Consider the following 24,793-nt stretch of genomic DNA (forward strand, 5'->3'; position numbering starts at 1 on the left):
GTCTATATGGTAGCATTATTTGTGGTCTTGACCTTCACATTCTTCATCATCCTTGATATACTGATCACCAAGGCTCAAAAACAAACACATCCTGCTTTAAGCAGCGTGTATAATACTCCCGTATTTGACCGGCACAGTCTGGTCGTTCCGAGCGAGGTATTTCTTTCGAAGGGACATACGTGGGCGAAAGTGATGAGGGATGGATTTGTCAAAGTCGGCATCGATGGCTTTATTGCCAAAGCATTGGGACATCTGTTCGTGACGCACATGGTGCCAATTGGCACGCATGTGAAACAAGGCGATGTTATTATGCTGGCTTGGGTTGGACGTAATAATCTGCAGTTTCGTTCGCCGGTTGACGGCGTTGTCGAATCGGTGAATCCGGAATTAACCGGTACCGGTCTCAAAAATGGTTACAGTAAACAATGGGGTGTGATGATTCGCCCGACGAATCTGATGGATAATATCCGCGGCCTGAAGTATGGCCAGGAAATGACCGAATGGATGCGTTTGGAATTCAATCGCCTGAAAGAATTTTTGGGTTCACACACACCGCAGGTTGCAATGGCCGGTGTGACGATGCAAGACGGCGGTACCGTCATGGAAGGCGCTGTCAGTATGATCAATGAAGAAGGCGTCAAAGATTTTCAGAACGAATTTTTAACAATGTGAGGGTATCATGGCAAAGCAACTTGGACTTTTATTCGATGTGACGATGTGCGTCGGATGCGGCGCGTGCTATGAAGCGTGCAAAACGCAGAATGAGTTACCCAAAACCAACGATGAGCCGCTGAAAGATCATTTGTCTTCCGAAACTTATACAGTGGTTGAACAATACGGCGACGTCTACACGCGTAAAATGTGTATGCACTGCGTCGATCCGACGTGCGTGTCGGTGTGTCCGGTGGGCGCATTCCAAAAAACCGAAATTGGTCCTGTATTATACGATGCGGACAAATGTATCGGCTGCCGTTACTGCATGCAGGCATGTCCGCACCATATTCCGCGATACGAATGGAGCAGCATGAATCCGCGTGTTCGCAAGTGCAGTATGTGCTATGAGCGCGTGAAAGAAGGATTACCGACGGCGTGCGCGGAAGCATGCCCGACGGGTGCTACGCAGTTTGGCGAACTGGATGAACTGAAGGCCATAGCGAAAAAACGCATTGAAGACAATCCGGATACCTATTACCCGCACATTTACGGACTTGAAGAAGCCGGCGGCACGAACGTCTTGGTTCTATCACCGGTTCCGTTTGAACAACTCGGGTTTACGGCGAATTTACCGAAGAAGCCGTTGCCAACGTACACGATGGCCGCTTTGGAAAAAATTCCCAGTGTGGTCGGCATCGGCAGCGTCTTCCTCGCCGGTATGTTCTGGCTGACCAAACGGAAAAACGAAATTGCCCAGGAAGAACAACAAACCAACGGGAATAACGGCCATGAAAAATAATTTTATCAAAACGCTGACCTCAAAAATAACGTTTTGGGGAACCGTAGCGGCGGTGATCGTGGCTGCGGGTTTGTATTCGACCTTTCTTCGTTTCACTCAGGGACTCGGCGGCGTGACGAATCTGAACGATGCTTTCCCGTGGGGACTGTGGATCGGATTCGATATTTTATGCGGCGTCGGTCTGGCGGCCGGCGGATTTACGATCTGTGCCGTCACCCATATTTTTAACATTGAAAAATTCAAACCGCTTACGCGCCCGGCTATTCTCACGGCATTTCTGGGCTACGTCATGGTCATTTTCGCCCTGATGTACGACTTAGGAAGGCCATGGGCGATCTGGCATGCGATTATCATGTGGAATACACATTCGGTCATGTTCGAAGTGGCATGGTGCGTGATGTTGTATACGAGCGTTTTATTTCTGGAATTTAGCCCGATTTTGTTAGAGAGATTCCGGATGAAAAAAACACTTCGAGTCATTCGGATGGCATTGATCCCGATCATGATTCTGGGAATTTTGTTATCGACGCTGCATCAATCGTCACTAGGATCACTGTACCTGATCGTTCCGAATAAAATGCATCCGCTGTGGTGGTCGATGTTCCTGCCGGTGTTTTTCTTTCTCAGCGCGGTCAGCGTCGGATTTGCGATGGTCATTTTCGAGTCGTATCTGAGCGCCAAAGCTTTCAATCACGGATTGAAACTTCCGTTGCTCAGTCAGATTGCCGGCGTGATGAGCGTCGTGCTCATCGTTAATCTGGCGGCCAAATTCATCGACATGGCGTATAGCGGCGATCTGCCATACTTGCTGGTTAAGGGACCTGAAACGTATTTATTCTATCTTGAAATGCTGATCGGAACTTTAATTCCAGTGGCGATTCTCAGTGTGAAAAAATATCGCTCCGATAACAAATGGTTGTACGTGGCGGCGGTGATGACCGTCGGAGGCTTCGTGCTCAATCGGATGAACGTTAGCGTAACGTCATTGGAGGCTTCTTCATCTGTGGCGTATTTTCCAGGCATTTATGAGATCAGCATTACATTGATGTTGGTCGTACTTGGCATGCTGGCGTTCAGATTTATCGTACAACATTTCCCCGTGTTTGAAGCGCACAAAGAACTGCCGGAAATTATCGTCGATGCCAAAGCGTTTCACGAAACGGAATTGTCAATGCAGCATAAGTAGCCGCAATGGTTTTTGCGGGCTCGGTTATTAAGATTATTTGTGTCGGCAAAATTAATTTAAAGTAACGGCTATGAAAACTTTATTAACCGATATGAAGTGCGTGTGGATGACGTCCAACGTCGTTGAATATAAATTATGCGACCGGGAGTTCGACTGCGAACATTGTCCATTCGATAAAGTCATGCGTAATCGCGCGAAAGAGTTGACACAACCGAATCATACTGATCTCATCGATCCTATTCTCAATTATCTTTTGAAGGAATGTCATTACAAGCGTTATATTTACCTGAAACATCATCTTGCCCTTCGCCGCCGTTCGGAGAACCGTTACGAAATGGAAATCAGCCCGATTGCAAGGCGATTGCTCGAAGACGGATGTTCGGTATTTTCCTGCAAAGCGGATGAAAACGTTCGTCGCGGGCAAGAGTTCATGGAAATTGTCGGCGCATGGGGCCGAGTTCGCGTTAAAGCGCCGCTGGATTTCAAATGTGTCTACCGGCGCGAAGACGATCCGTTTACGATCGGAACGATCGAAGCTAAGCCGGACGAAGTTGCGCAGGTACGATTGACGCCGCACGCGTGGCAAAAATCATTGATCGATTTGTCACGAATGCTCAGCCAGTTACGCCTCACAAGGCCTAATGTCGGAATGACCATGCAGGATGGGGGCACGCGGCTTCAATTCTTATATCAATATATTGGTGCAGATCATTATCTGAAAATCTTGCATCGCTTATTTAATGACACGGGTTAATGTCTCTCCAAAGCATCGAGAGTCGGTGAGTCGAATATTCTTATAGCACTTTTCAACAAGATCAACCGGATTATAATTCGTTATTAAAAATTTAATAATTATTGTAGAAAATTTCATCAAACGAAATTGAGACGCAATCCCAACAAATTGAATTTTGAAATGCATGATCATTGCCATTCGCGTTAATTGTCGGTACCTTGGAACGGACATCCGGAAGTGGTTCGGTTATGGCAGTCCGCCTTCGAAATAAATTGAGCTTCAGGCTGATCGTAGTCATCTCGTTGATCCTGTTAGCCAACCTCGCGATATATACTTACATCACGGTTTCGCGCCTTGAAACCGATCTTACCCGAACGTATTCCCAAAATGTGTATGCCATCAGCGATGTGATCAAAAAATCTACACGCTACAGTATGCTGCTCAACCGTCGTGAAGATGTGCATGAGATTATCAAAACTGTCGGGCGGGAAGAGAATGTTGAAAAAATACGCATCTACAATAAACAAGGTACGATCATTTTTTCAACGGACACATCTGAAATCGGACGCGACGTTAACATGCACGCCGATGCCTGCGTGATGTGTCATAAAGAAAATCAGACGTTTGCGCAAGTTCCGCTGACTGAACGTATTCGCGTGTACACCACGGACCGGCATCGTTTGCTGGGATTGATCAATCCGATTGAAAACGAACCGGAGTGTTACAACGGCAGTTGTCATGCACATGCGGCCGAACAAAAACTGCTCGGCGTCCTCGATGTCGTGGTTTCCGTGGATCAACTGGATCGTACGATCGAGGCGAATACGCAAACGATCATCATAGCGTCGATGCTGGCGCTAGTCGTAATCGCTTTGTGTATCGCACTGTTTATTACGTTTTATCTCAATAAACCGATCCATGAAATTACGGCCGGTCTTGAAAAACTCGGGCATGGGCAATTGACGCACAAAATTCCTGTGCGTTCGCAGGACGAATTAGGCGAAATGGCGAAAGAATTCAACGACATGTCGTTCAAACTCGATCAGGCGTATAAAGAAATCAAAGACTGGTCGGAAACACTTAACGAAAAAGTTCAGCAAAAGACCGAGGAGTTGAAAAAAATATACGGCCAGGTCATTCAAATCGAGAAACTTGCATCGCTCGGAAAATTATCGGCCACGGTTGCGCACGAGCTCAATAATCCTTTAGAAGGCATTCTGACGTATTCCAAGCTGATTGCCAAAAAATTGTCCAAGCTACAGCAAAACGGCGAGTACGAAAAAATCCTGGAATATCTTTACCTCATAGCGGATGAATCGTCGCGTTGCGGTAAAATCGTGAAAGACCTGCTGCTCTTCTCGCATCGGGACGACGAACAATTTATCGAATGCGATGCGGCGGCGATTGTCGAAAAATGCGCCACACTGCTCAATCATCATTTTGAAATACATAACATTACGTTCGAAAAAAAAATCACCGTGCCGCTCACATTGATGTGTAATCCGCAGAAGATTGAGCAGGCATTGATCGCGCTGATGATGAATGCGATCGAGGCGATGCCGGCGGGCGGGCGATTGACGGCGGAAATTGCGCAGAGAGAGGACACAGGCATTCTGCGTATCCGGGACGAAGGAACGGGGATTTCTCCGAAAGACCTGCCACATATTTTCGAACCATTTTACACTACCAAAGACACCAAAGGTACTGGGCTCGGACTGGCCGTTGCATACGGGATCATCACGCATCACAAAGGACACATCGAAGTGGAAAGCACGTCCGCAAAAGGCACCGTCATGGCCATCCAATTACCTTTACCAAAGAAAGCGAGCTGAGGAGTATGGCAACGCAGGCAAGAATCTTAGTCGTCGACGATGAGAAAATCGTCCGCGAATCGCTGCACAACTGGTTTGAAGAGGAAGGATATTACGTTGAAACGGCCGACAGCGGCGAGGCAGCGCTTAAAAAATTTGAGAAAGGGAAGTGGGATCTGTTTCTCTTTGATATGAAAATGCCCGGCATGAGCGGGTTGGAGTTACTCGGCAAGATCCGGGAAGCTGACGCCGACGCGATGGTGATCATGATCACTGCCTTTGCTTCCGTGCCGACCGCGATCAAAGCGCTGAAAGACGGCGCCTACGATTATATCACCAAACCGATCGATCCGGACGAACTCAGCACGATCGTCGAAAAAGCGATTCGCCAGAAAACCGTGCAGATGGAAAACGTGATGCTCAAAGAAAAAATCGACGAGATCATTCGTCCCGACAATCTGATCGGTGAAAGCCCGCAAATGAAAAAAATATTCGAGCTGATCAATAGCGTGGCGCAAACCGATACGACGGTGATGATCCGCGGCGAAAGCGGCACCGGTAAAGAACTCGTAGCGAAAGCGATCCACATGAACAGCAAACGAAAATATTTCCCAATTGTGACGGTGAATTGCGGGGCGCTGGCGGAATCGTTATTGGAGAGCGAACTTTTCGGACATGAAAAAGGTGCGTTTACCGGCGCGCATTACCGCAGGAAAGGTAAATTCGAACTGGCCGACGGCGGCACGATTTTCTTGGACGAAATCGGTTCCGTAAGTATGAAAATGCAGGTAGAACTCCTGCGCGTGATCGAGTCGAAACAGTTTATGCGTGTCGGCGGAACGGAAACGATCCACAGCGATTTTCGTACCATTGCGGCGACGAATGAATCGCTCGAAGATATGGTGAAATCCGGAAAATTCCGTGAAGATTTGTATTACCGGTTGAACGTTTTTTCAATTGTCATTCCGCCGCTGAGAGAGCGCCGTGAAGATATACCGGTACTCGCGCATTATTTCCTTAATAAGTTTAACTCGGCGATGAATAAGAACGTGAGCGGCGTTTCACCGGAAGCGATGGAGTTTCTGTCAACCTACGAATGGCCCGGAAACGTGCGCGAACTTGAAAATGCGATTGAACGCGCTTTGGTCGTGGGTAAATCGAATACGATTCGCGTCGAAGATCTGCCGTTTCACGTTCCGGCCGGAGACGTTGCGTTCGACAACGCCGATCAAAGTCTTGCGGCGATGGAGAAAAAACACATTATTCGTGTATTGGATGGCCATCACTGGAATATATCCCGCAGCGCCGAAGCGCTCCACATCGATCGCGTCACGTTGTACAATAAAATCGAGAAATACGGACTCCGAAAAGGACACGAAAAAGTTTGATCCTGCTAATGAAAATTTTGTTCGGATGATATGACGATTTATCTTTCTCCAATAAAATTTTCCAACGTTGCTTTATTAAAGCGAATTACGGAAGCCTTGTCTCATCGTTATTCAGTCGTGCCGCTGGATGTATCGCTCGAACTGGATGGCGTTTATTCCAAAGACCGCGGGCAATATTATTCCACGCAGCTCATTGCACATGCAATCGACCATGCCAATCATCTTGACGGAAAGTTGTTGATCCTGGTCGAGGTCGATTTATTCATACCTGTTTTCACATTTGTTTTCGGGGAGGCGCAATTGCGCGGACCGGTGGCGATCGTGTCGGTGTGCCGTCTGCATGAGGAATTTTACACGGGCCGGACGAATGAGGAATTACTTTTCGAACGTTCGATGAAAGAAATTTTGCACGAACTTGGGCACACCTTCGGTCTCGTTCACTGTAAAAGTTGGGACTGTGTGATGCATGCGTCCGCGAGCGTGGAGGAAATCGATATCAAAGGCGGGGGATTTTGCGAGGAGTGTGAGAGAAAAGCATTTCATTAGCGGAACGTCGTCTCAAATTGCTTCGACGTCGCTTCGAGTCCTGAGCGGAGTCGAAGGATCGAGAAGTGACAAACGTTCCCTGCGGCTACGCCATGTGTTTTCTCATTGACTTGGTTGTCATTCCCCCGACACGTCGGGGGAATCCAGAAATAGTTCCTTCGATAGGATCAACTTTCTTTTGGCAACGCGCCAAAAGAAAGTTGCAAAGAAAAGCGCTGCGGCTGTAATAAAACCGCCGGAATCCGAGTTCGCTTACTGGTGGCGGAAAATAGTTCCTAAATTTTAAAAATTCGAAAATAGATCATCTATTTCACATTTTCCGCTGGATGAAGTCGCGAACTCGTGTTCAATAAGTCGGCGGTTTTATCAAGGCCGGATTCAAATACATGTAAAATGGAATTGTCATTCCCGCGAAAGCGGGAATCCAGAGAGTTGAGGTTGCGACACGGCTAGCGTGGAAGAAATTGATATCAAAAGCGAGAGTTTTGATTTATAAAATCGTATCGATAGTTTGCAATACTTCAATCGCTTGTTCACGCTTGACACTAGGAAAAGCGATAAGAAATTCCTTAAGCCTCTCTCCGGTCACGATATAATCGAATAAATGTTTTACTGGCACTTGCGTACCGCTAAAAGTTGGCTCTCTGCAGATTTCATGCGATATTGTAATGGCATTACACCCTAAAAAAGCATTGTTAAGGAGACTGTGTTCTTGAATTTCTTTTTGAAGAGTGAGCTTAACAGATTCAAAATTTTTATCCATATCGGTAAAGACATCAAAAGAAAAAAATCTTATTCTGTTCATAATTATTGCAGTTTTTTTTGCAATATTAACTGATTCTTTAAATAGCATTTCTTCATCAACATCTTCAGGCATTATATCAATTGCTCTTGGGCCACCATGAACAGTTGATGATAATTTTGAATATTTAACGTAAATGAAAAAAAACTCAATTGTCCAATCGAATTTTGATAACATTGGATGGGAATTTATGTATTCGATCAGCTTACTGAATTGAAAATCTTTTCCTTTTTTTAATAGTTCTTGTTCTGAATAATGTTCAATGCTTGGATTTTCTTTACGAAAAATTCTCATGTAATCAAAATTTACAGTTTTTGCACTATTCATTTGAATTATACGATTAAGTTGCTTTCTCCATGCTTTGGCTAGATTAATTCTTTCATTCAAATCCAAGAATTCAATGTAGTCGTTTCCAGCATTATCGTTTTTTTCAGTGGAATATCTAAGATAGACATAGTAAGCGCGCACGTAATGTTCGAGTAAGGCTCTATAGAGGATGTTTAAAGAGTATAAATTGCTTTCTTTTGCCAATAAAAAAATGCTGTCTCTTATATCATCAGCATAAATTATTAATCTTATAAAAGTACGGACCGTATTTGGACAATTCGTAGTTTCAATTAATGAAAAAGCTTCTTCTAATTCACGCTCAAAAATCGAAACAATTTTCTTATCCTTCTTAATTATATGTTTTAATTTCATATTTGTAAAATAAAATCATTTCACTGCGATTGTTTCAGTATCTGTCGAAAAAACTATTACGTTTTGGCTGTTCAGGCCTTACTATTTTGAAAAGGATAGTATTACTTCCTTTTCGTTCGGTAGTGTATCCATATTTTTGTGCAACTTGTTCAATATACCTTTGAGTTGATCCTGGTAGTAATCCGAGTTCATTATCGACGTCTGAAAACGAAATAACTTGCGTATTTAATTTTGAGGGTCTCGCACTCATCCACGATTGAATGGCTGACAGTATATCATTTTCATCGTAATTGAAATTAAATATGGTCGATGTTTGGCTATCACCTTCCGGTTTAGTTGTTGTTTGTGTATCAGTTTCTGGTTTGCTTATTGCAGGGTGAGATTTAAAAAAAGAATGGGCAATCCATAAGATTAATCCGACAAGAATAACAATCCATATGTCAATTTTAAATGTAAGAATAGAGCTGACGCTTTTTGTAAAATCAATATTTAATTTTTGTAGTATTGAATAAATCGTCAATAGAATTCCGATGACTACAGTTGCAATAACCTTACTCCAAACTGGATCCTTCCATACGGAAATTCCATATTGGATCAATTTTTTTATTCCGAAAGCCATATCGCTTTACCTTTCAATTTTTCCATTTTCATTTCAAATACCACAACAACCCCACACTCACCGAGCTGAACGACAGATCGAGATTAAGCGCATCTTTGTGGCCTGTGCCGTAGGAATGTTTAGCGATGGTATGGGAGTATCGAGCGTCACCCCAGTTTAATTCAAGCGACAGGCGGTCGGTAAGGAAATGATACGCACCTGCGCGCGCGCCTGTAAATAAATTCCATTCATTGTATCGCTCGATGTCGTCGACGTATTCATACTGACGCGCGTATCCCACGCCGGCTTCGGCCCGAATAAAAATTCCTGTCTTTTCATTAAACGGATAATGATGCCGCCAGTATGGATAGAGCATAAACTGGTGAAAGCCGATTCTTTCGCCGGCAAAGGTAGTGCGATAGTAGTTGTACGATACTCCTGCGCCCCAAGCGCTTTGGTCGGAATAAAAGTGCACCCATGTCGGATTGGTCCACATGCTGAGATATTCATCGCCATCTTCATCGGACAGGATGGTAGCATGGGCGACTGCGCCGATGGCGTTTTTGCCTTTGAGGTCTTGTGCTTGTGTGCCTGCCAACGGCAGGAAAATGAACAGGCCGAAAATTAATAACCGCATACATTTTCTCCACGATTTTTGAGACCCTTTGAACGATTAGTTTTTTGAGCTACGAATTCATTCAAAGAGTGACAGAGAACTTTTGAATGTCGTAAAAATTTACGTCAGGTATGTGCGAAAAGCAAATTATAAAAGAGAGCAGAACTTAAACCAGATCAGTCCGGCCTTTACGAATGCGATCGATCATATATGGATTCGGAAAAATTAGTCGCTTTGTTTTTTAATACCCAGTATGACGTGCGCGACGGCAAGAGTTAAAAGTAAGATGGATACGATCACGCTGATTTCAGCTCTTCCGGAATATCCCAGCACTTGCCCGAGAAACAATACAAACATGGCTAAAGCCATACCGAAGTGAAGAGACTTTTTTTTATTCATGGTTGATTTCCTGATGCAAGGCGAAACTCAAGGAGATTCAAATTTACGGATGTTTGATAAACGTGCCGTCGCGAAGTTCGTTCAATGCCGTTCTCAATTGATCTTGCGTATTCATCACGATCGGTCCATACCATGCGACCGGCTCCTCGATAGGTTTACCGGATACGAGTAAAAAGCGAATGCCCTGCGGACCGGCCTGAACTGTAATTTCATCACCGCTATCGAAAAGGATCAGCGACCGATTTCCGGCGTCGTCGTAATACGTTTTCTCCGTTCCTGCACTTTCCGTGAGAATAGGTTGAGGCGATGAAGCGTCGCGGAAATTGCCTGATCCGTCGAACACGTACGCAAATGCATGACGATACGTTTCGACGGGCAATGTTTTACGTTTTCCGGGAGGAACGAATATGTCGAGGTATCGCGGATCGGCGGCGATGCCGTCGACCGGGCCGTTTTTGCCCCAGAAACTGCCGCAGATGATCCGGACTTTCGTTCCGTCGTCATCGGTAATTTCGGGGATGTCTTTGGATTGCACATCCTGATATCGGGGTGTGGTCATTTTCAGAGATGAAGGAAGATTGGCCCACAGTTGAAAACCGTGCATGCGGCCTTTGGGATCGCCGTGCGGCATTTCCTGATGCAGAATTCCGCTGCCCGCCGTCATCCATTGCACGTCGCCGGCTCCGAGTTTTCCCTGGTTGCCGAGGCTGTCGGCATGACTGACGTCACCGGCGAGCACGTAAGTAATCGTTTCGATGCCGCGATGCGGATGCCATGGAAATCCTGCAAGGTAATCGTCAGGATTTTCGTTACGGAAATCGTCGAACAGCAAAAACGGATCGTACTCTTCCGTATCGCCGAAACCAAACGCGCGCCGGAGCTTTACGCCCGCGCCTTCCATAGTGGGTTTAGATGTGATGATCTGTTTAACGGGTCTTATGGACATAGCGTGTCTCCTTTGGTCAAGTCAGATAAGAGAACGCAAAGAAATGAATGAAAATTCCGGCGGTTAACCACTAAGGCACAAAGACACCAAGTTGTGGCTGGTGTCTTTGTGGTTCGGCGGTTAATTTTTCTTAGTGCCTTAGTGTTGAGCAAACTACAGATGTTCCGGAGCCATTTCCCATTTTTCCGGAGAGCGCCACAGAGCGGAGAGAATAAGTTCGCGCATCCAGAGAAATTCTTTTGGAAGCCTGTCATAGAGTTTATAAAACAATTCTTCATGCGACAGGATTTCTTGTTTCCACATTTCGCGGTCGACGGACATGACGTTGTTGAAATCTTCGCGCGTGAAATTCAATCCGCGCCAGTCGAGATCTTCGTAGCGCGGTACCCAGCCGAGCGGATTTTCTATGGCAAAGGCTTTACCTTGGACGCGTTCGACGACCCATTTTAAAATCCGCATGTTTTGACTGTAACCCGGCCACACGAATTTTCCTTCGGCGTTTTTGCGGAACCAATTGACTCCGAAAATGCGGGGAGGATTGGGTATTTGCCGTCCGAAATTGAGCCAATGATTGATATAGTCTGCGGCATGGTAGCCCATAAACGGCAGCATCGCAAAAGGATCGCGGCGAACTTGTCCGACGGCTCCCGCGGCGGCAGCCGTGGTTTCCGAGCCCATAGTCGCGGCGAGATACACGCCGAAATTCCAGTTGAATGCCTGATAAACGAGCGGAACGGTGGTGGCTCTGCGTCCGCCGAAAATAAATGCTTTGACCGGAACGCCTTTAGGATTTTCCCAGTCGGCATCGATGCTCGGACATTGATTGGCTGGAGAAGTAAAACGCGCATTGGGGTGCGCCGCCGGTTTGCCGCTCTTCGGATCGTGCGGCTGGCCTTGCCAGTTGATCAATCCTTCGGGCGCTTTGTCCGTCAATCCTTCCCACCACACGTCGCCGTCCGGCGTTAATGCAACGTTTGTAAAAATCGTATTCTTGGCTAAGGAAGCCATGGCATTGGGATTGGTTTTTTCATTGGTGCCGGGCGCAACGCCGAAATATCCGGCTTCCGGATTAATGGCGTACAATTGCCCGTCGTCGCCTTCTTTGATCCATGCGATATCGTCACCGACGGTCGTGACTTTCCAGCCTTCAAATTCTTTCGGTGGAATCATCATGGCAAAATTGGTTTTACCGCATGCGCTGGGGAATGCCGCAGCGACGTACACTTTTTCGCCTTGCGGCGGCTGCACGCCGAGAATGAGCATGTGTTCGGCCAGCCAGCCCTGATCGCGCGCCATGACGGATGCAATGCGCAGTGCAAAACATTTTTTACCGAGCAAAGCATTGCCGCCGTAACCGCTGCCGTACGACATGATGGACATTTCTTCCGGGAAGTGGACGATGTATTTGTCCGAAGAGCACGGCCACGCCACGTCTTTCTTGCCGCCGTCCAAAGGCATGCCCACCGAATGGAGCGCTCTGACGAAAGAATTATTGCCGAGAACATCCAGAACTTTTTTGCCCATGCGCGTCATGATGCGCATATTGACGACGACGTAAGCGGAATCGGAAATTTCAACGCCGATATGGGAAATTTTCCCGCCCAATGGTCCCATGCTGAAAGGAATCACGTACATCGTACGTCCGCGCATACAACCGTCGTATAATTTGCGCAGTTTGGATTTCATATCGGAAGGTTCCATCCAGTTATTCGTCGGGCCCGCGTCTTCCTTGCGCAAACTGCAGATAAACGTCCGGTCTTCGACACGCGCAACGTCGCCCGGATCGGATAACGCAAGATAGCTGTTCGGTTTTTTGGAAGGATTCAGTTTTTTAAACGTTCCGCTTTTGACCAATTCTTCGCAAAGACGGTTATACTCTTCGTCGGATCCGTCGCACCAATAGACGCGATCGGGTTTACACAATTCTGCCGTTTCTTTGACCCAGCGGATCAGTTCTTCGTTTTTCACATGAGAAGGAATTTCCATTGTTCGGAGTCTCCTGTTTTAATAGCTCATTTTAATATTAGATACCCTTGGCGGCTGCAGTCAAAACTACGTCCGTCGGGAAATATGAAAGGTGGTCCTCATAAATAACTACCCGCTTTCCATCGGCTTTCGGCGGGATAGAATGGCATAAATTTATTTAATTATTAATCAGGAACAATAAGATTCTGTGGAAATTATAAAAGGGAAGGAACTGATTATCGATAGAGAGCAGCGCTTCAATTAAGTCGCTTTTCTAAAGTGAGCTCGTACGGGAGGCGTACGGAATTTTTCATTGCCCCAAGGATTTCTTGCCGTTAAAAAATTATTCCAGGCGCTTATAGCCGTTTTCATTCTCAGAGCGGTGGTATAACTGGAACCGCCATTGGAACGAGGATGACGGCGATATGGAATTGACGTCATTGTAAGCCCTGTCAATCCCATCAAGGTAAGAATGTGCGGCTGTCGAATCGGATTTTCTAACAGTCGTGTAGCCATCATCCGATCCATCGCCATAAACAACCCCGAATGCAAAGGAAGGCGGCCCATCGTTAGAAAATAAAGCATGGTTTTAAATAAACGGGCGCTGATCCTTCGTCCCAGGGATTCGTATGCGCCATGTTTGCCTGCAAATACAACATGGTAGCCTGATTTCAGTTCTTCAAGTATGGCTGGTATAAATTCAGGCTCGTCCTGCAAATCGGCATCCATCGTTACGATCGTTTCACCGGCCGCGTACGCAAGCCCCGTCATCAAAGCAATGTTCTGCCCTGCATTTTCTTTTAGCGCAACGACTACAATTCGCCGGTCGGCAGAAGCCAATTCAGTTAATATCGAAAACGAATCTTCAGGACATGCATCATCGATAAACAGGATTTCAAACGGTTCTTGACGTTTTTCAAGCACTGCGATCAGACGCTTGTACAATTCTTGTAACGTAGCGCGATTACGGTATACCGGTATTAAAATAGTCAGAAGAGGCGTCATTTAATATCCCAGGTTTCGATCGACCATGTTGAGAAGCGGTAATTCGTGGTAAAATCGGCGAACATTTTCAACAAACAACGGTTCCCATTTATGCGGTGCCGGCTCGATGCTCCGGCCCACGTGAGGCGTGAGAAGTATTCTTGGATCCGACCAAATCCAATGATCTGTCGGCAAAGGCTCCGTTTCGAATACGTCCAGCGCCGCTGCAGCAATATTACCGTAATCCAGAGCGGTTTTGAGAGCTGTTTCATTCAAAGTCCCGCCGCGGCCGATATTGATGATATGCGAATTTTTTGGTAGTGCACATAATTCATCGCCCGATACGATGTGATAAGTATGTTTCGTTTTTGGAAGCGCCATGATCAATATGTTCACGTGGCTGAGCATCGATTTCCAATGATCGGGACCACATACTAAAGTACCGTTTAGCAATCGAACAGGTTTGCCGGGATGATTCAACCGAACTCCTATGATCTCGGAATTAAATGCACGGATTCGTTCGGCAATACTTTGTCCCACGCCGCCCCAGCCGAGGATCATGACGCATTGATCGGATAAACAGCGCAAGGTACACCGTTTCCACTCGCTCTTTTTCTGAGCGTCTCGTAATTCCGGTAAGCCGCGCAACAACGCCAGCGTCATCGCCAGAGTATGTTCGGCCAGTTCTTTGTCGTAAACGCCCCGAGCGGACGTGATATCAATTTCAGGACGATCTGCGCAACCCTCGAGAATGATGTCCGTACCCATAGAATTGGACTGCATCCACCGAAGATTTTGCGCGTACGGCAGCGATTGAAGAAAATAGCGATTGCCTAAAACCGCATCGGCATCGGCAATCATACGAGCCGCCGAAGGTTCATCGCTTGCAACTCTCCATTCTGTTTCCGGTGCAACCGCTTTTAGCTGATCAAGATGCTCAGCGTGCGGCGGATACATGAGCAAGACTTTCAGGCCTGGCCTGACCATGCGGTATCTCCTGTATTAAAGTCTGAAACTGAATACGATTAGCTTCCAGTACGGATTGATCCGAATGGAATAATTCTTGAAGGCTTTGTCGAATGTGTTTTACGCAACCCGGCAAGAGATCTTGTTGAACATCGGCGATGAACGAACGGCGCAGAAAGCTAAACTTACAGCGAAGCCTTGCCATTTCACTCATCAGAAGCCGACAAGGGATTGGAGTTCCTTTTTCCGGCAGCGTAAGACCGGCCAAACCAAACGTGCCTTTAAAAAAACGACGGACATGATCGACAGTTCCGTCGGCAAAAGGCGAAAAGAGATTGGCGGAAGGCAAACCCAAGCGGATCCGGTCAATGCGAAGATCGTTGAGACCTACGTAAGCTCGCGACAGCGGTAACTCGGCCAGATCTTTGAGGATGGTAATAGCGTCGCACGTTTCGATCATGATCCCAACGCCACAACGTTCTCTTACATATGTAATAACCAAATCGATTTCTCTTTGCGAACGTACCATGGGTACCAGGATCTCGTTCGCTCCCGCGTCCAGAGCTTTTTCGATTTCGTCCGGCGTGTTGCTATCAACGCCATTGATGCGGCAAATAATAGGATGATTACTTTCTTTTCGTAGCTTAACAAGATCGTCGTATGTATGATGGTTGATCTGAGTATCAAATCCATTTTGCCGGCTTTTTTTGTTCTGGTTTTCCCAATCAACGATCAAACCGGTCACGCCGGCTTGCAATGCGGCCAGCGCAAAGGGAAGATTATGATAGAACAGCCAGAGTTCAAACGGAGAAGTTTTCATACTATCTCTCCTGGTTTTCGAGCTACTAACAGGCAACTTGCGCCTATAGAAACAGATTTATTGTTACGGATATGTTTCAACTCGCGTTCAAGAAACGTGGTGATGAATGAATGTATCATCCCGGTATTCAAGACATGTTCTTTCCTTTTTGTCGCCGGAGTTATCGGCTGACGATAGCCCATGCGGCTTGGCAGAGTACGACTGATCCAAATCGGTAGAGGAAGTATTGAAAAAAAATACGTCGAATACTCTGTGATAAATCCGGCTGATGTCGCAACGTTTGAAAGTTGCTTTAGGGAATACCTGCGATAGTGGCCAAGGTGTTCATCGTTGAACGACCACAACCATTTGTGCGCCGGAACAGAGATATACAAACGTCCTCCCGGTCTCAGTATTCGATGTATTTCGGTCAATAATTTTTTTTCGTTTTCAATATGTTCCAGAACATCGAACATGCCGGCCGCCGGTAATGAATCGGTCATAAAAGCAGCTTCCTCCAATGTTGCCCACACAACCGTATCGATGCCGCGCGCGCGGGCATTTAAAGCGCCTTGCCGTCCGGGTTCTACGACAATCGTTGTATAACCGCATTGCTTCAGATGAACGGAAACGACGCCGTTGCCTCCTCCAATGTCGAAGAGAACTCCGGGCGGAGGATAGTTTCCGAGCATCGCAGAAATACATTGATTGCGGTGCATATACCAGAACGAATCCATTTCAATATCATTACAAACGGCATTACCGTTGTCTGGGTATGAAATTTTATCGCCTCCACGGGCAGCCCAGATTTTTTCCGGCAAAAATGTCAAACGTTGAGAGTAGTCATTCATATCGGTCATCATACAGCCGGTTTCCTTGCCGTAAATAGCTGAAAGGGTAGAGCGAATTTCCACAATGGTATTTTTTCAAAAACCGACTCGAGGGGAAGACCGATACCGGGCAGATTGGTGATAAAGCGAGGGAAAAAACCAAAACGTTCCAATCGTGTATCGGTCAATCCGGCATTTTTCATCGAACGGAACATCAATCCTTTACGCATCTTGACGACACCTCCGTCGCCTTCCCAGGTCATGCCCGGCGTAAATGTAATTTGAAAATAATACAACGGATTCAATGCGTTGGGTTCCAGGAATACGATGCGCCCACCGGGTTTGAGCATATGAAAGCATGCAGTGAAGCATGCCTCCAGATCATGGACATGATGCAAAACAAAAAAACCTGTGATGACGTCAAATCGTGCTAAGAGTTGAGGAGGGAATTTAATGATATCACTTTCGTACAATGGAATATTGTAGCGTCCGCCGTCATATTCGCGAAATTTTTCAAGCAAAAACGGCGATAAATCCAATCCTTCAACCTGAATGCCACGCCGAGCCATTTCAAGCGTGTATTTTCCCATTCCACATCCTAAATCCAAGACACGCTCTGATTGAGTAATTTTAGAGCAAGCCAACAAACGATCGACCTGCCGAACTACGTACGGACTGGCTTCGGGAACCATACTGTCTTTGATTTTTTTTCCGAAATAATCCAGTTGTGTTTGGTTGTGGGTTTCAATCATCGTGTCAGGGGTATTCATAAAAATCTCCCGGGTTCTTGGTTAAATATTTCATTTGGATCTTTTTTTCGTACACGGCAATACACATAGTAAATGCCAAGGCAGGAAAATAAAAAAACAAAAAGATGAACCGGCAACATTCGGCGCGGATCGTTGGATATTAAATAAAAGAGAGCGTAGAAATAAATGAACGCCACCAGAATGACATTGGTCCGCCTGAAAAAAATTATTATTCCGGGCAACGCCATGTATCCGAATAATAACCCAACGAAACTGGCGGCAAGCCAAACGGTGTTTCCCTGCGATTTGTAAAACGAGTGTGGGCGCAAATGGATTCGTTGGTTATCTCTTTTTACTACCCATAAACTTTCAAGCCAAGCCATGCGCCATCGTTGCCACGCTGTTTTAGCTACGGCCGGTATAGATAGGGACGTCGTTCCATTGATTGACGTCTCTGAAAAATATCCAGAAAAAGACCGTTCAAAACGTTCTTTCTCCGAAAGCGCTTTCCATCGGATGTACTCTTGTTCAAATTTGGCTGAATCAATAAAACCACTCGCGAGGTCTTGCTCAAGCTTAAGATAAGAGTTTCTCACCTCAAACGTGTGGCTGGTACCCACTGAACGAAGAATACGCCAGTCCGGATAGAATAAATAAGTGCGAATCAGCCATGGACTCAACATTACAAGCATGATTCCTGCTACCATAGCCGTGTAGGCTAAACTTATCTTCAAATCTTTAAAATAAATCCAAAAATATATGAAGGTCAGCACCGGCATAATAATCGTAACCCGAAGAGTCAAAGCCGATATACCGAGTGCTACAGAAAATGCTATCAGCCATTTTCGATTCCGTTCAAGCAAAAGCCGCGCAAAAAAATAATTCATTCCGACAATCACAAAGGCCTGAAAAGTTTCTCTCAATAAGAATGTTGAAAAGATAGCGAGAGGAACATACAATGCTCCTGCCATAGAAATCAAAAAAGCTATTCGCGGTTTAAGAATTAATATCAACGTACCATAGAACCAGATACAGGTAACAGAACTTATCAAGGATTGAATAATTTTCACCCATAGGATTTCAGGATGATTCTTGATGTCCTCACGGTTGTCTTGCAGGTAAGTCAGATTTCCAAATTGCGCATAGATCCCATAGATTCCGGCCACAAAAAATGGATAAGCCGGCTCGCGAAAAAAATATGGTTCAAAGGGCGGTTCAGTGCTTTTGGAATATCCATTTCCGGATACGATATTCACGGCTAAGTTGTGATAAACGATTCCGTCACTTGGCAAATAGTCGACGTCGTACCATGTGCTAAGACAAATACGAAAGACTATGGCAGTTGCCGCAATGGTAATAACCGCACTACGATGGTTGTTCTTCAGGAACTTCATCGTAATAATTAATTTTTAATGTTAAAAAACGGGTCTGGTTGGTTGCTACGAATGTATGGTATGAGATATCAAATTACAAGAATATTCTAACAAGTCATTTCAAAATTTGAAGGACTATGACAGAACCGAATCATATATAGATTCCAGCCGTTGGTTGGTGATGCGAATGTCGTAGTTACGTTCCATTTTAAGCCGGGCGTTCTGTCCCATATCGTGACGAAGATGGTCGTTATTTAAAATATGTATCAAACATTCCGACAAAGCATCGACATCACGCTCTTGAGCGAGGAACCCGTTGATGCCGTCGTCGATAATTTCAGGAATGCCGCCATGTCGCGAGCCGATGACCGGGACACCGCAGGCCAGAGATTCTTTGATGATACTGGGTATGCCTTCTTTATCTTCGTTCTTCGGAGTCACACTGGGGGCTAAAATGACCCGTGTTTGACGTAAAATTTTGATGACATCTCTGGGCATCAATTCACCCGTAAACGTAACACGTTTTTGGATTCCGTGATCACGGATAACTTGTTCGTATGCGCTTCGCAGAGGACCGTCGCCGACGATGGTTAATTCAGCATCACCGGTTTTGCGCAATGTTTTGGCGAACGCACGAATACCGTATTCGAATCCTTTTTTTTCTACAAACCGGCCGATCATGACGACGTGTTTTTTTGTGACAGGTTCTGCCGGAGGCACGAACATACTCAAATCAATGCCTGGACGATGGACGAGTAATTTATTGCGCGGGCACCCGATGGAAATCAACATGTTGAGCAAATCGTCTGAAACGCAGAGAAATAATCTCGCTGTTTCCAGTAACTCATCGAAATGGGCGGTGTAATCTTTCCAGTGTCTTTTAAATTTTTCTTGTCCGCACAGGATCGTAACATCATGACCATGCATAGTGACAACCAGCGGTAAACTATATTTACGCGCGAACGGCGCAGCGTATGTTCCGTTGTATCCGAAATGAGCGTGAAGAAGATCAAAATGTGACTGCCTGAATTCTTTTTCGAATGACCAGCTTTTACGGAAGCGATTGTAAATAAACTTTTCTAATGGTTTTTTTTGGCCGGGAATTTTTTCAAGATAAATCACGCGATGACCTGGAAATCGCTCCGTATTACGCCATGTCCGGGCGAAAACCGTCGGCTCGTACCGTTCATGATGTTTCAATTCTTCGTGAATGAACGTTTCGGAATAAGGGAGGAAATTATTGCGAAATACTGCAACATATTTTTTGGCATTCATGATTAATGATCTCCCATAATGCGACGATCCTGTCGTGTTTTTGCAAAACCGAAAAACCGAATGAAGTAGTCCCGGTCTTCCCGGCGGATTAATCCCAATAATGACCCGGCGACAATGAACACGACGACGTAAATTGTGGCTCCGGCTCCGACCATTAAAATTTCTTCAATGCCTGTCCACCGAAGTCCATACTTAACTCCCGCTGCCAAAAGTAATGAAAGCACGGTAACCTTAAAATGAAACGAGTAGGGTAAAAGACGGCTGACAGGTACATGCATGACTTGTGAAATCTTTCTGAGCGCGAGAAAAAGAGCAATTAAGTTGGCTGTCAATGTTCCGATCGGAGCGCCATAAAGACCAAAAAATTGGATAAAGATTAAATTAAAAACAATGTTCATGCCGATGAGATTTAAGCTGCGCCACAAAACATTGCGCGATTCGCCAAAAGCTTTAAGAAGTCCGCTGTAAGAGCTGATTCGCGTGTACAGTGTGAGCGTGTAAATTTGAAAGACCGTGACGGCCTGTTCATATTGTTTCCCGAAAACGAGATGCATGAATTCCGGTGCAAATACTAAAAAGAATGTTGCGATAGGAACCAACAATAAAATCACTTTTTCTCCGACCAAAAGCCATTGAGTCTGCAGCTCTTTGATTTTACCTTCATCAAAAAGTTTAGTGTATTTCGTCAGATAGACGGCCGTAATGCTGTAAGGAATTTTTAACACCATCGGAATTTCCCAGGAGCCGACGGTGTATTCGGCAAATGTCGCGCTGTTGAATAAAAACGCTACGATGTAATTGTCCACCTGTTTGTTGATCCGGTAAGCGAGATTGGCAATGCCGAGCGGAATACCGAACTGCAACTGTTCCGCCAACAAGCCATCGGGCAAAGAAGTCTGACGGTTGGCCAGATCGCGGCGTAACAGCCAGATGCTTCCGAATAACCTGATTACGGCATACGCCAGAAAACTATAAGTGAGCGGCCAAATGGGCTGTTCGAAACTATAACATGCGCCGATCATAATACCAATATTCAATACGGACATGCCGATATTGAAAACCGACGAAGCTTTGACGCGACCGACCGCGATAAGAAAATCCGGCGTCATCGATGTGACCAATTCAATCGTAATCGTGATCAGAAATACAACGGCGATTACCGGATCGGAAAAGAAGTACACAAAAAAAGCGCCTGAAATTAATCCGGCACAGAAACCAGTCAACGTCAGGATTTTCAGCGACTGTATTAAAAATCGTCCGCGTGCCGTTTCGGTGATTTTAGGAATGAAATAATAGGGGTTATCACTGAATCCGAGATTGCCGAGAATAACGGCCGTTTTATAGATCATGACCAATTTGAAAACGTCGCCTAAAACAGCGCGATCAAGCAACCGCGCCAGCACGATCAGGATCAAAGCTTGTGCAGACGACGTGATGATGTTACTGATTAATACGATTCCGGCTTTTTTGGAAGTAGTGGTTTCTTTCATACGGCGGTGCGCTTCCGGATAAATGTAATGATCTTTTCTGCACGATGGGTCCAAGTTAACGTTGTCGCTGTAGCCGAGGCGTTTTTAGATACATTTTCCATGAGGTCATGATCCAAAAAAAGTTCGCGGATCGTCCATGCATTCACACGAGGTCTGTCAGGAGGCAATAAAATTGCATTCAGAGTATGCTTTAGAATTTCGGACGTATCGTCCATCAAAGGCGCTATAATCGGAATGCCGGCGGCAAGATAAATGAAAGTCTTGATCGGCAAAACGGTCTGACCGCCTTCTAAAAGCGGTTTGGCCGTCGGAGGAATAATGAGTGCATCCGCGGCAAAAAGATACGATCCTAATTCCGTTGGAGCCAGCCATGGTATGACTGTATAATTATTCATGCCGAGCGATTGAGCATAGTTTTTCAGCCGATGGATGTCGGCAGTATGTTTTCCGCCGATGATGTAAAAATGTATTTCCGGAAGAAATTGCGCAATTTCCAAAATCGATTCGACATGTTTTTCACGGCCGATATTGCCGGTGTAACAGATGATTTTTTTGTTTAGATCAATATTCAATCGCTGCCGGGCTTCAATCTTGCTGATATTTGCCGGAACTTCTGTTTCGTCGTAACCATTATAAATTGTTATGATTTTTTCTGGCGGGGCGCCGAGAGCCAGTAAGTGTTGCCGTGTCAATTCCGAATGCGTGATGACGCCTAAAAAATTATTATGTTGCTTTGCCAGCATGGCAATCCGACGATTATTTTTTTCATCTGCCGTATATCGGTACGTTTCGAAGATAACCTGCGATCCCCGCGCAAGAGCCAGCCTGAGATGGAGCAGATTGCGAACATATACTACGTCGTACGAAAGCCGTGCGATGTATCGGATTGCCAAGCGGCTGAAAATCGGACGATGCATTCTTTTGAGCAACGGCAGGGGAGAAGGGAGTTCGTTTAAACAAAGCTTTTCAGATAATCCATAATATTTACGGATTTCCAGTAAGCGTCGTGTTTTGTCCAGTCGAATCTTGTCCCATGGTATCGGAAAAAATAAATCAACCGATATTCCGGCTTTTTGCAAAGCGTCGGCAGTCTTGGCAATTTGTTTCGTCGCGACAGCGTTCGACGGAAATTCCAAATCGGAAAAATAAGCGATGCGCAATTTTTTCACATTTTTGACAACCGGTTTATCGATTGCCGTTGAACTATGTTCGTTGGAGTGTATCATGATGCCGCCAGATAACCTGTTCCTTGACGTGTACGGTTGAATTCATAAATATACCGGCATCCATAATAAACAAAATTGGATGGCGTCCAGAAAATGATTCCGTAAAATCCCCACAACGGATGTCCGGCCAGCGTGCATAACAACAAAGTCCACATGGAGATATTGCGATTGGATTGAACAAGCCGGAACCACACATCAATTTTGCGATAGTCCTGGACGGTTTCATGATGCCGCTTCATAAATAACCATCGGACCACCCGGTCGAGAAAATACGTCGGGATGACCCAGTACATCGCCAGAAACGGCAAGGTCTGTGTGTTGCCGCCTGAAAAGTACAGTGCCATAGCAATGTAATAACAATTAAGATAAATCGTATCGGAAACGTGATCGAGTTTATCGCCGAAATTAGTTGTACGCAAAGTGAGCCGGGCGAGTTTTCCATCCACGCCGTCCGTGACACCTTTGGTGAGCGCCATAGCCAATGCGATGGCGAAATGACCGGTATAAAAAAACGGAATGGCGCCGAAGGCAAGAAAAATATTGAACACCGTGACGTGATTCGGTTGAATTCCGGTATGGCATATCCACCGGGTCAAAGCAAACTCAAAGGGCGGGTGAATAAATTTGGCAATGAGATCATTTGTTCCTTTGTGAACGGAGCGTTTCAGATATTCGTCGGCCAATTCGAGATCGTCATCGCACGTTACAGCGATCCAATAGACCGGCTGATATGAGCGCAACCGGCGATAATAAGAATCCATTTCACGAACGTTGATTTTCGTTAGATCGGCGCGTAGCTGATCCGGCTTCAAAAGATGCTGAAACGTTTTTGCTTCGGCAGCTTTGACCACGGCTATCAACGGATAATTTTCGCCGGAATCGAAAGCGATGGCCGGTACGGTTGCCCGGCAGAATTTATCGGTCAAACGTTCATCGTATACGCAATGCCCTTCGAGTAAAAGAATCAATTGCTCGGATGCTACAACTTCGGAAGGGATGTTTTTTAGATGATCGATCCATTGGACATTAGCGTGCGAATAACGTTTTTGAAAATCGGGCCGGAGCATTTGCGATGCGTCAGGGGATGCTGCAACCGTAATGTGATGGATACCGCTTTCAAGAACCTGGCGTATAACTCTTTCCATGAGCGTCATTCCCCAAAGCTTTTTAAACGCAAAAATATGGGTCGCATCGATCCAAACGTGTGTGACTTTCATTGTATTTTCTGTGCTTTATATTGTTGAATTTTTTTAACGGTTGCTTGTACATCCGAGAGAGTGTCCACATCCTGCCATAGCTTTCCCTCAATATTCTGAGCAAACATTTTTCCCGCTTTGATCAATTCTCTGACGCCACCGGACAACGAATATTCGTTATGTCCGATTGCGGTTTGAAGCGCTGCAAAAATGTCGAATGACTTGAATCGGAAAATTCCGCAGTCGATCGCATTGTATGATTCGAGGTTCTTGCCGATCGCAAGGATCCGGTTATCGGCGTCCATGCGAACTTTTGTTGCATCTTGGATATCATTAATGTTATGGACATGGCTGTCGACGGCAAGCACGTTCGGGAAGTCGGCATGAATGATATCCATCAGGATGTCTTCGCTGAACCAGTGATCGGCCATAGTCAGAATAAATTCTTTCGAATGAACCACGTGGCTGGCGCAGAAAACAGATGTGCCGTTGCCTCTCTCCCAATCGTCATTGTGTATGAAACTGATTTTAACCGGAAAAGTGAGTTTACGAATCGAATGTCTGAGCCGCTCGCTTTCAAATCCCGTAACAATATATATCTGTTCGATGTCGGCGGCGATGAGATTATAAATGATATACCGTATCAACTTCTGACCGAGGATGGGAATCAGGCATTTGTGGGATACGTTGACGTTGGGGATGATCCGCGATCCATTGCCAGCTGCAATGATGACCGCTTCATGAGGTCGGTGAGGATTCATAA

General features: G+C 45.7%; 24 protein-coding genes. 7 read left to right on the plus strand and 17 right to left on the minus strand.

All coding sequences use genetic code 11. The annotated features are described in order from the left end of the window. Positions 1 to 6: 6 nt before the first annotated feature. The 7 genes from K1X84_00065 (at position 7) to K1X84_00095 (ending at position 7,117) form a co-directional block, all read left to right on the plus strand. A complete protein-coding gene (locus K1X84_00065; GenBank protein ID MBX7149999.1) occupies positions 7 to 672 on the plus strand; it encodes a hypothetical protein in 666 nt (221 codons plus the stop codon). A gap of 7 nt (positions 673 to 679) precedes the next feature. Beyond that, a complete protein-coding gene (locus K1X84_00070; protein ID MBX7150000.1) occupies positions 680 to 1,453 on the plus strand; it encodes a 4Fe-4S dicluster domain-containing protein in 774 nt (257 codons plus the stop codon). 4 nt (positions 1,454 to 1,457) lie between these two features. Beyond that, positions 1,458 to 2,639 carry a Ni/Fe-hydrogenase cytochrome b subunit gene (gene hybB / locus K1X84_00075; protein ID MBX7150001.1) on the plus strand — a complete coding sequence of 394 codons (1,182 nt, stop codon included), beginning with the start codon at positions 1,458 to 1,460 and terminating at the stop codon, positions 2,637 to 2,639. A 70-nt stretch (positions 2,640 to 2,709) separates the two neighbouring features. Further along, a complete protein-coding gene (locus tag K1X84_00080) occupies positions 2,710 to 3,393 on the plus strand; it encodes a hypothetical protein (GenBank protein MBX7150002.1) in 684 nt (227 codons plus the stop codon). 227 nt (positions 3,394 to 3,620) lie between these two features. Continuing rightward, a complete protein-coding gene (locus K1X84_00085) occupies positions 3,621 to 5,204 on the plus strand; it encodes a HAMP domain-containing histidine kinase (protein MBX7150003.1) in 1,584 nt (527 codons plus the stop codon). A gap of 5 nt (positions 5,205 to 5,209) precedes the next feature. Beyond that, positions 5,210 to 6,571 (plus strand): sigma-54 dependent transcriptional regulator, encoded by a 1,362-nt coding sequence (locus tag K1X84_00090; GenBank protein MBX7150004.1) that lies wholly within the window; start codon positions 5,210 to 5,212, stop codon positions 6,569 to 6,571. Between the two features lie 30 nt (positions 6,572 to 6,601). Continuing rightward, positions 6,602 to 7,117 carry an archaemetzincin gene (locus K1X84_00095; protein ID MBX7150005.1) on the plus strand — a complete coding sequence of 172 codons (516 nt, stop codon included), beginning with the start codon at positions 6,602 to 6,604 and terminating at the stop codon, positions 7,115 to 7,117. A 490-nt stretch (positions 7,118 to 7,607) separates the two neighbouring features. On the opposite strand, the gene K1X84_00100 is transcribed toward K1X84_00095, so the two are convergent. The 17 genes from K1X84_00100 to K1X84_00180 form a co-directional block, all read right to left on the minus strand. Then, positions 7,608 to 8,618: a DUF433 domain-containing protein gene (locus K1X84_00100; GenBank protein ID MBX7150006.1), complete on the minus strand. Its 1,011-nt coding sequence runs from the start codon at positions 8,616 to 8,618 to the stop codon at positions 7,608 to 7,610. A 34-nt stretch (positions 8,619 to 8,652) separates the two neighbouring features. Further along, positions 8,653 to 9,237 (minus strand): hypothetical protein, encoded by a 585-nt coding sequence (locus tag K1X84_00105; protein MBX7150007.1) that lies wholly within the window; start codon positions 9,235 to 9,237, stop codon positions 8,653 to 8,655. A 28-nt stretch (positions 9,238 to 9,265) separates the two neighbouring features. Beyond that, a complete protein-coding gene (locus tag K1X84_00110) occupies positions 9,266 to 9,853 on the minus strand; it encodes a hypothetical protein (GenBank protein MBX7150008.1) in 588 nt (195 codons plus the stop codon). A gap of 204 nt (positions 9,854 to 10,057) precedes the next feature. Continuing rightward, positions 10,058 to 10,231, minus strand: coding sequence for a hypothetical protein (locus K1X84_00115; protein ID MBX7150009.1), 174 nt, complete (start codon positions 10,229 to 10,231; stop codon positions 10,058 to 10,060). 43 nt (positions 10,232 to 10,274) lie between these two features. Next, a complete protein-coding gene (locus K1X84_00120) occupies positions 10,275 to 11,177 on the minus strand; it encodes a pirin family protein (protein MBX7150010.1) in 903 nt (300 codons plus the stop codon). Positions 11,178 to 11,330: 153 nt separating this feature from the next. Further along, on the minus strand, positions 11,331 to 13,163 hold the full coding sequence (locus K1X84_00125; GenBank protein MBX7150011.1) for a phosphoenolpyruvate carboxykinase (GTP): 1,833 nt from the start codon (positions 13,161 to 13,163) through the stop codon (positions 11,331 to 11,333). Between the two features lie 240 nt (positions 13,164 to 13,403). Then, positions 13,404 to 14,147 carry a glycosyltransferase family 2 protein gene (locus K1X84_00130; protein MBX7150012.1) on the minus strand — a complete coding sequence of 248 codons (744 nt, stop codon included), beginning with the start codon at positions 14,145 to 14,147 and terminating at the stop codon, positions 13,404 to 13,406. Continuing rightward, positions 14,148 to 15,113 carry a D-2-hydroxyacid dehydrogenase gene (locus K1X84_00135; GenBank protein ID MBX7150013.1) on the minus strand — a complete coding sequence of 322 codons (966 nt, stop codon included), beginning with the start codon at positions 15,111 to 15,113 and terminating at the stop codon, positions 14,148 to 14,150. Beyond that, complete coding sequence (locus tag K1X84_00140) at positions 15,064 to 15,912, minus strand: hypothetical protein (protein MBX7150014.1); 849 nt, start codon at positions 15,910 to 15,912, stop codon at positions 15,064 to 15,066. The genes K1X84_00135 and K1X84_00140 overlap by 50 nt, the downstream gene beginning before the upstream one ends. Further along, the gene (locus tag K1X84_00145; GenBank protein MBX7150015.1) at positions 15,909 to 16,754 is read right to left on the minus strand and encodes a class I SAM-dependent methyltransferase; all 846 of its coding nucleotides are present in this window, start codon (positions 16,752 to 16,754) and stop codon (positions 15,909 to 15,911) included. Before K1X84_00145 ends, K1X84_00140 begins: the two co-directional genes overlap by 4 nt. After that, entirely contained in the window at positions 16,751 to 17,491 is a 741-nt protein-coding gene (locus K1X84_00150; GenBank protein MBX7150016.1) for a methyltransferase domain-containing protein, read from the minus strand. Before K1X84_00150 ends, K1X84_00145 begins: the two co-directional genes overlap by 4 nt. Next, positions 17,488 to 18,864 carry a glycosyltransferase family 39 protein gene (locus K1X84_00155; protein MBX7150017.1) on the minus strand — a complete coding sequence of 459 codons (1,377 nt, stop codon included), beginning with the start codon at positions 18,862 to 18,864 and terminating at the stop codon, positions 17,488 to 17,490. Before K1X84_00155 ends, K1X84_00150 begins: the two co-directional genes overlap by 4 nt. A 114-nt stretch (positions 18,865 to 18,978) precedes the next feature. After that, positions 18,979 to 20,118: a glycosyltransferase gene (locus K1X84_00160; protein MBX7150018.1), complete on the minus strand. Its 1,140-nt coding sequence runs from the start codon at positions 20,116 to 20,118 to the stop codon at positions 18,979 to 18,981. Positions 20,119 to 20,120: 2 nt separating this feature from the next. Continuing rightward, a complete protein-coding gene (locus K1X84_00165; protein MBX7150019.1) occupies positions 20,121 to 21,608 on the minus strand; it encodes an oligosaccharide flippase family protein in 1,488 nt (495 codons plus the stop codon). Beyond that, positions 21,605 to 22,834, minus strand: coding sequence for a glycosyltransferase (locus K1X84_00170; GenBank protein MBX7150020.1), 1,230 nt, complete (start codon positions 22,832 to 22,834; stop codon positions 21,605 to 21,607). The genes K1X84_00165 and K1X84_00170 overlap by 4 nt, the downstream gene beginning before the upstream one ends. Further along, on the minus strand, positions 22,831 to 24,051 hold the full coding sequence (locus K1X84_00175; protein MBX7150021.1) for a CDP-alcohol phosphatidyltransferase family protein: 1,221 nt from the start codon (positions 24,049 to 24,051) through the stop codon (positions 22,831 to 22,833). The genes K1X84_00170 and K1X84_00175 overlap by 4 nt, the downstream gene beginning before the upstream one ends. After that, entirely contained in the window at positions 24,048 to 24,791 is a 744-nt protein-coding gene (locus K1X84_00180) for an NTP transferase domain-containing protein (GenBank protein MBX7150022.1), read from the minus strand. Before K1X84_00180 ends, K1X84_00175 begins: the two co-directional genes overlap by 4 nt. Positions 24,792 to 24,793: the final 2 nt, after the last annotated feature.

The organism is bacterium (assembly GCA_019695335.1).
In the GTDB taxonomy this organism is placed as follows: domain Bacteria; phylum CLD3; class CLD3; order SB21; family SB21; genus JABWBZ01.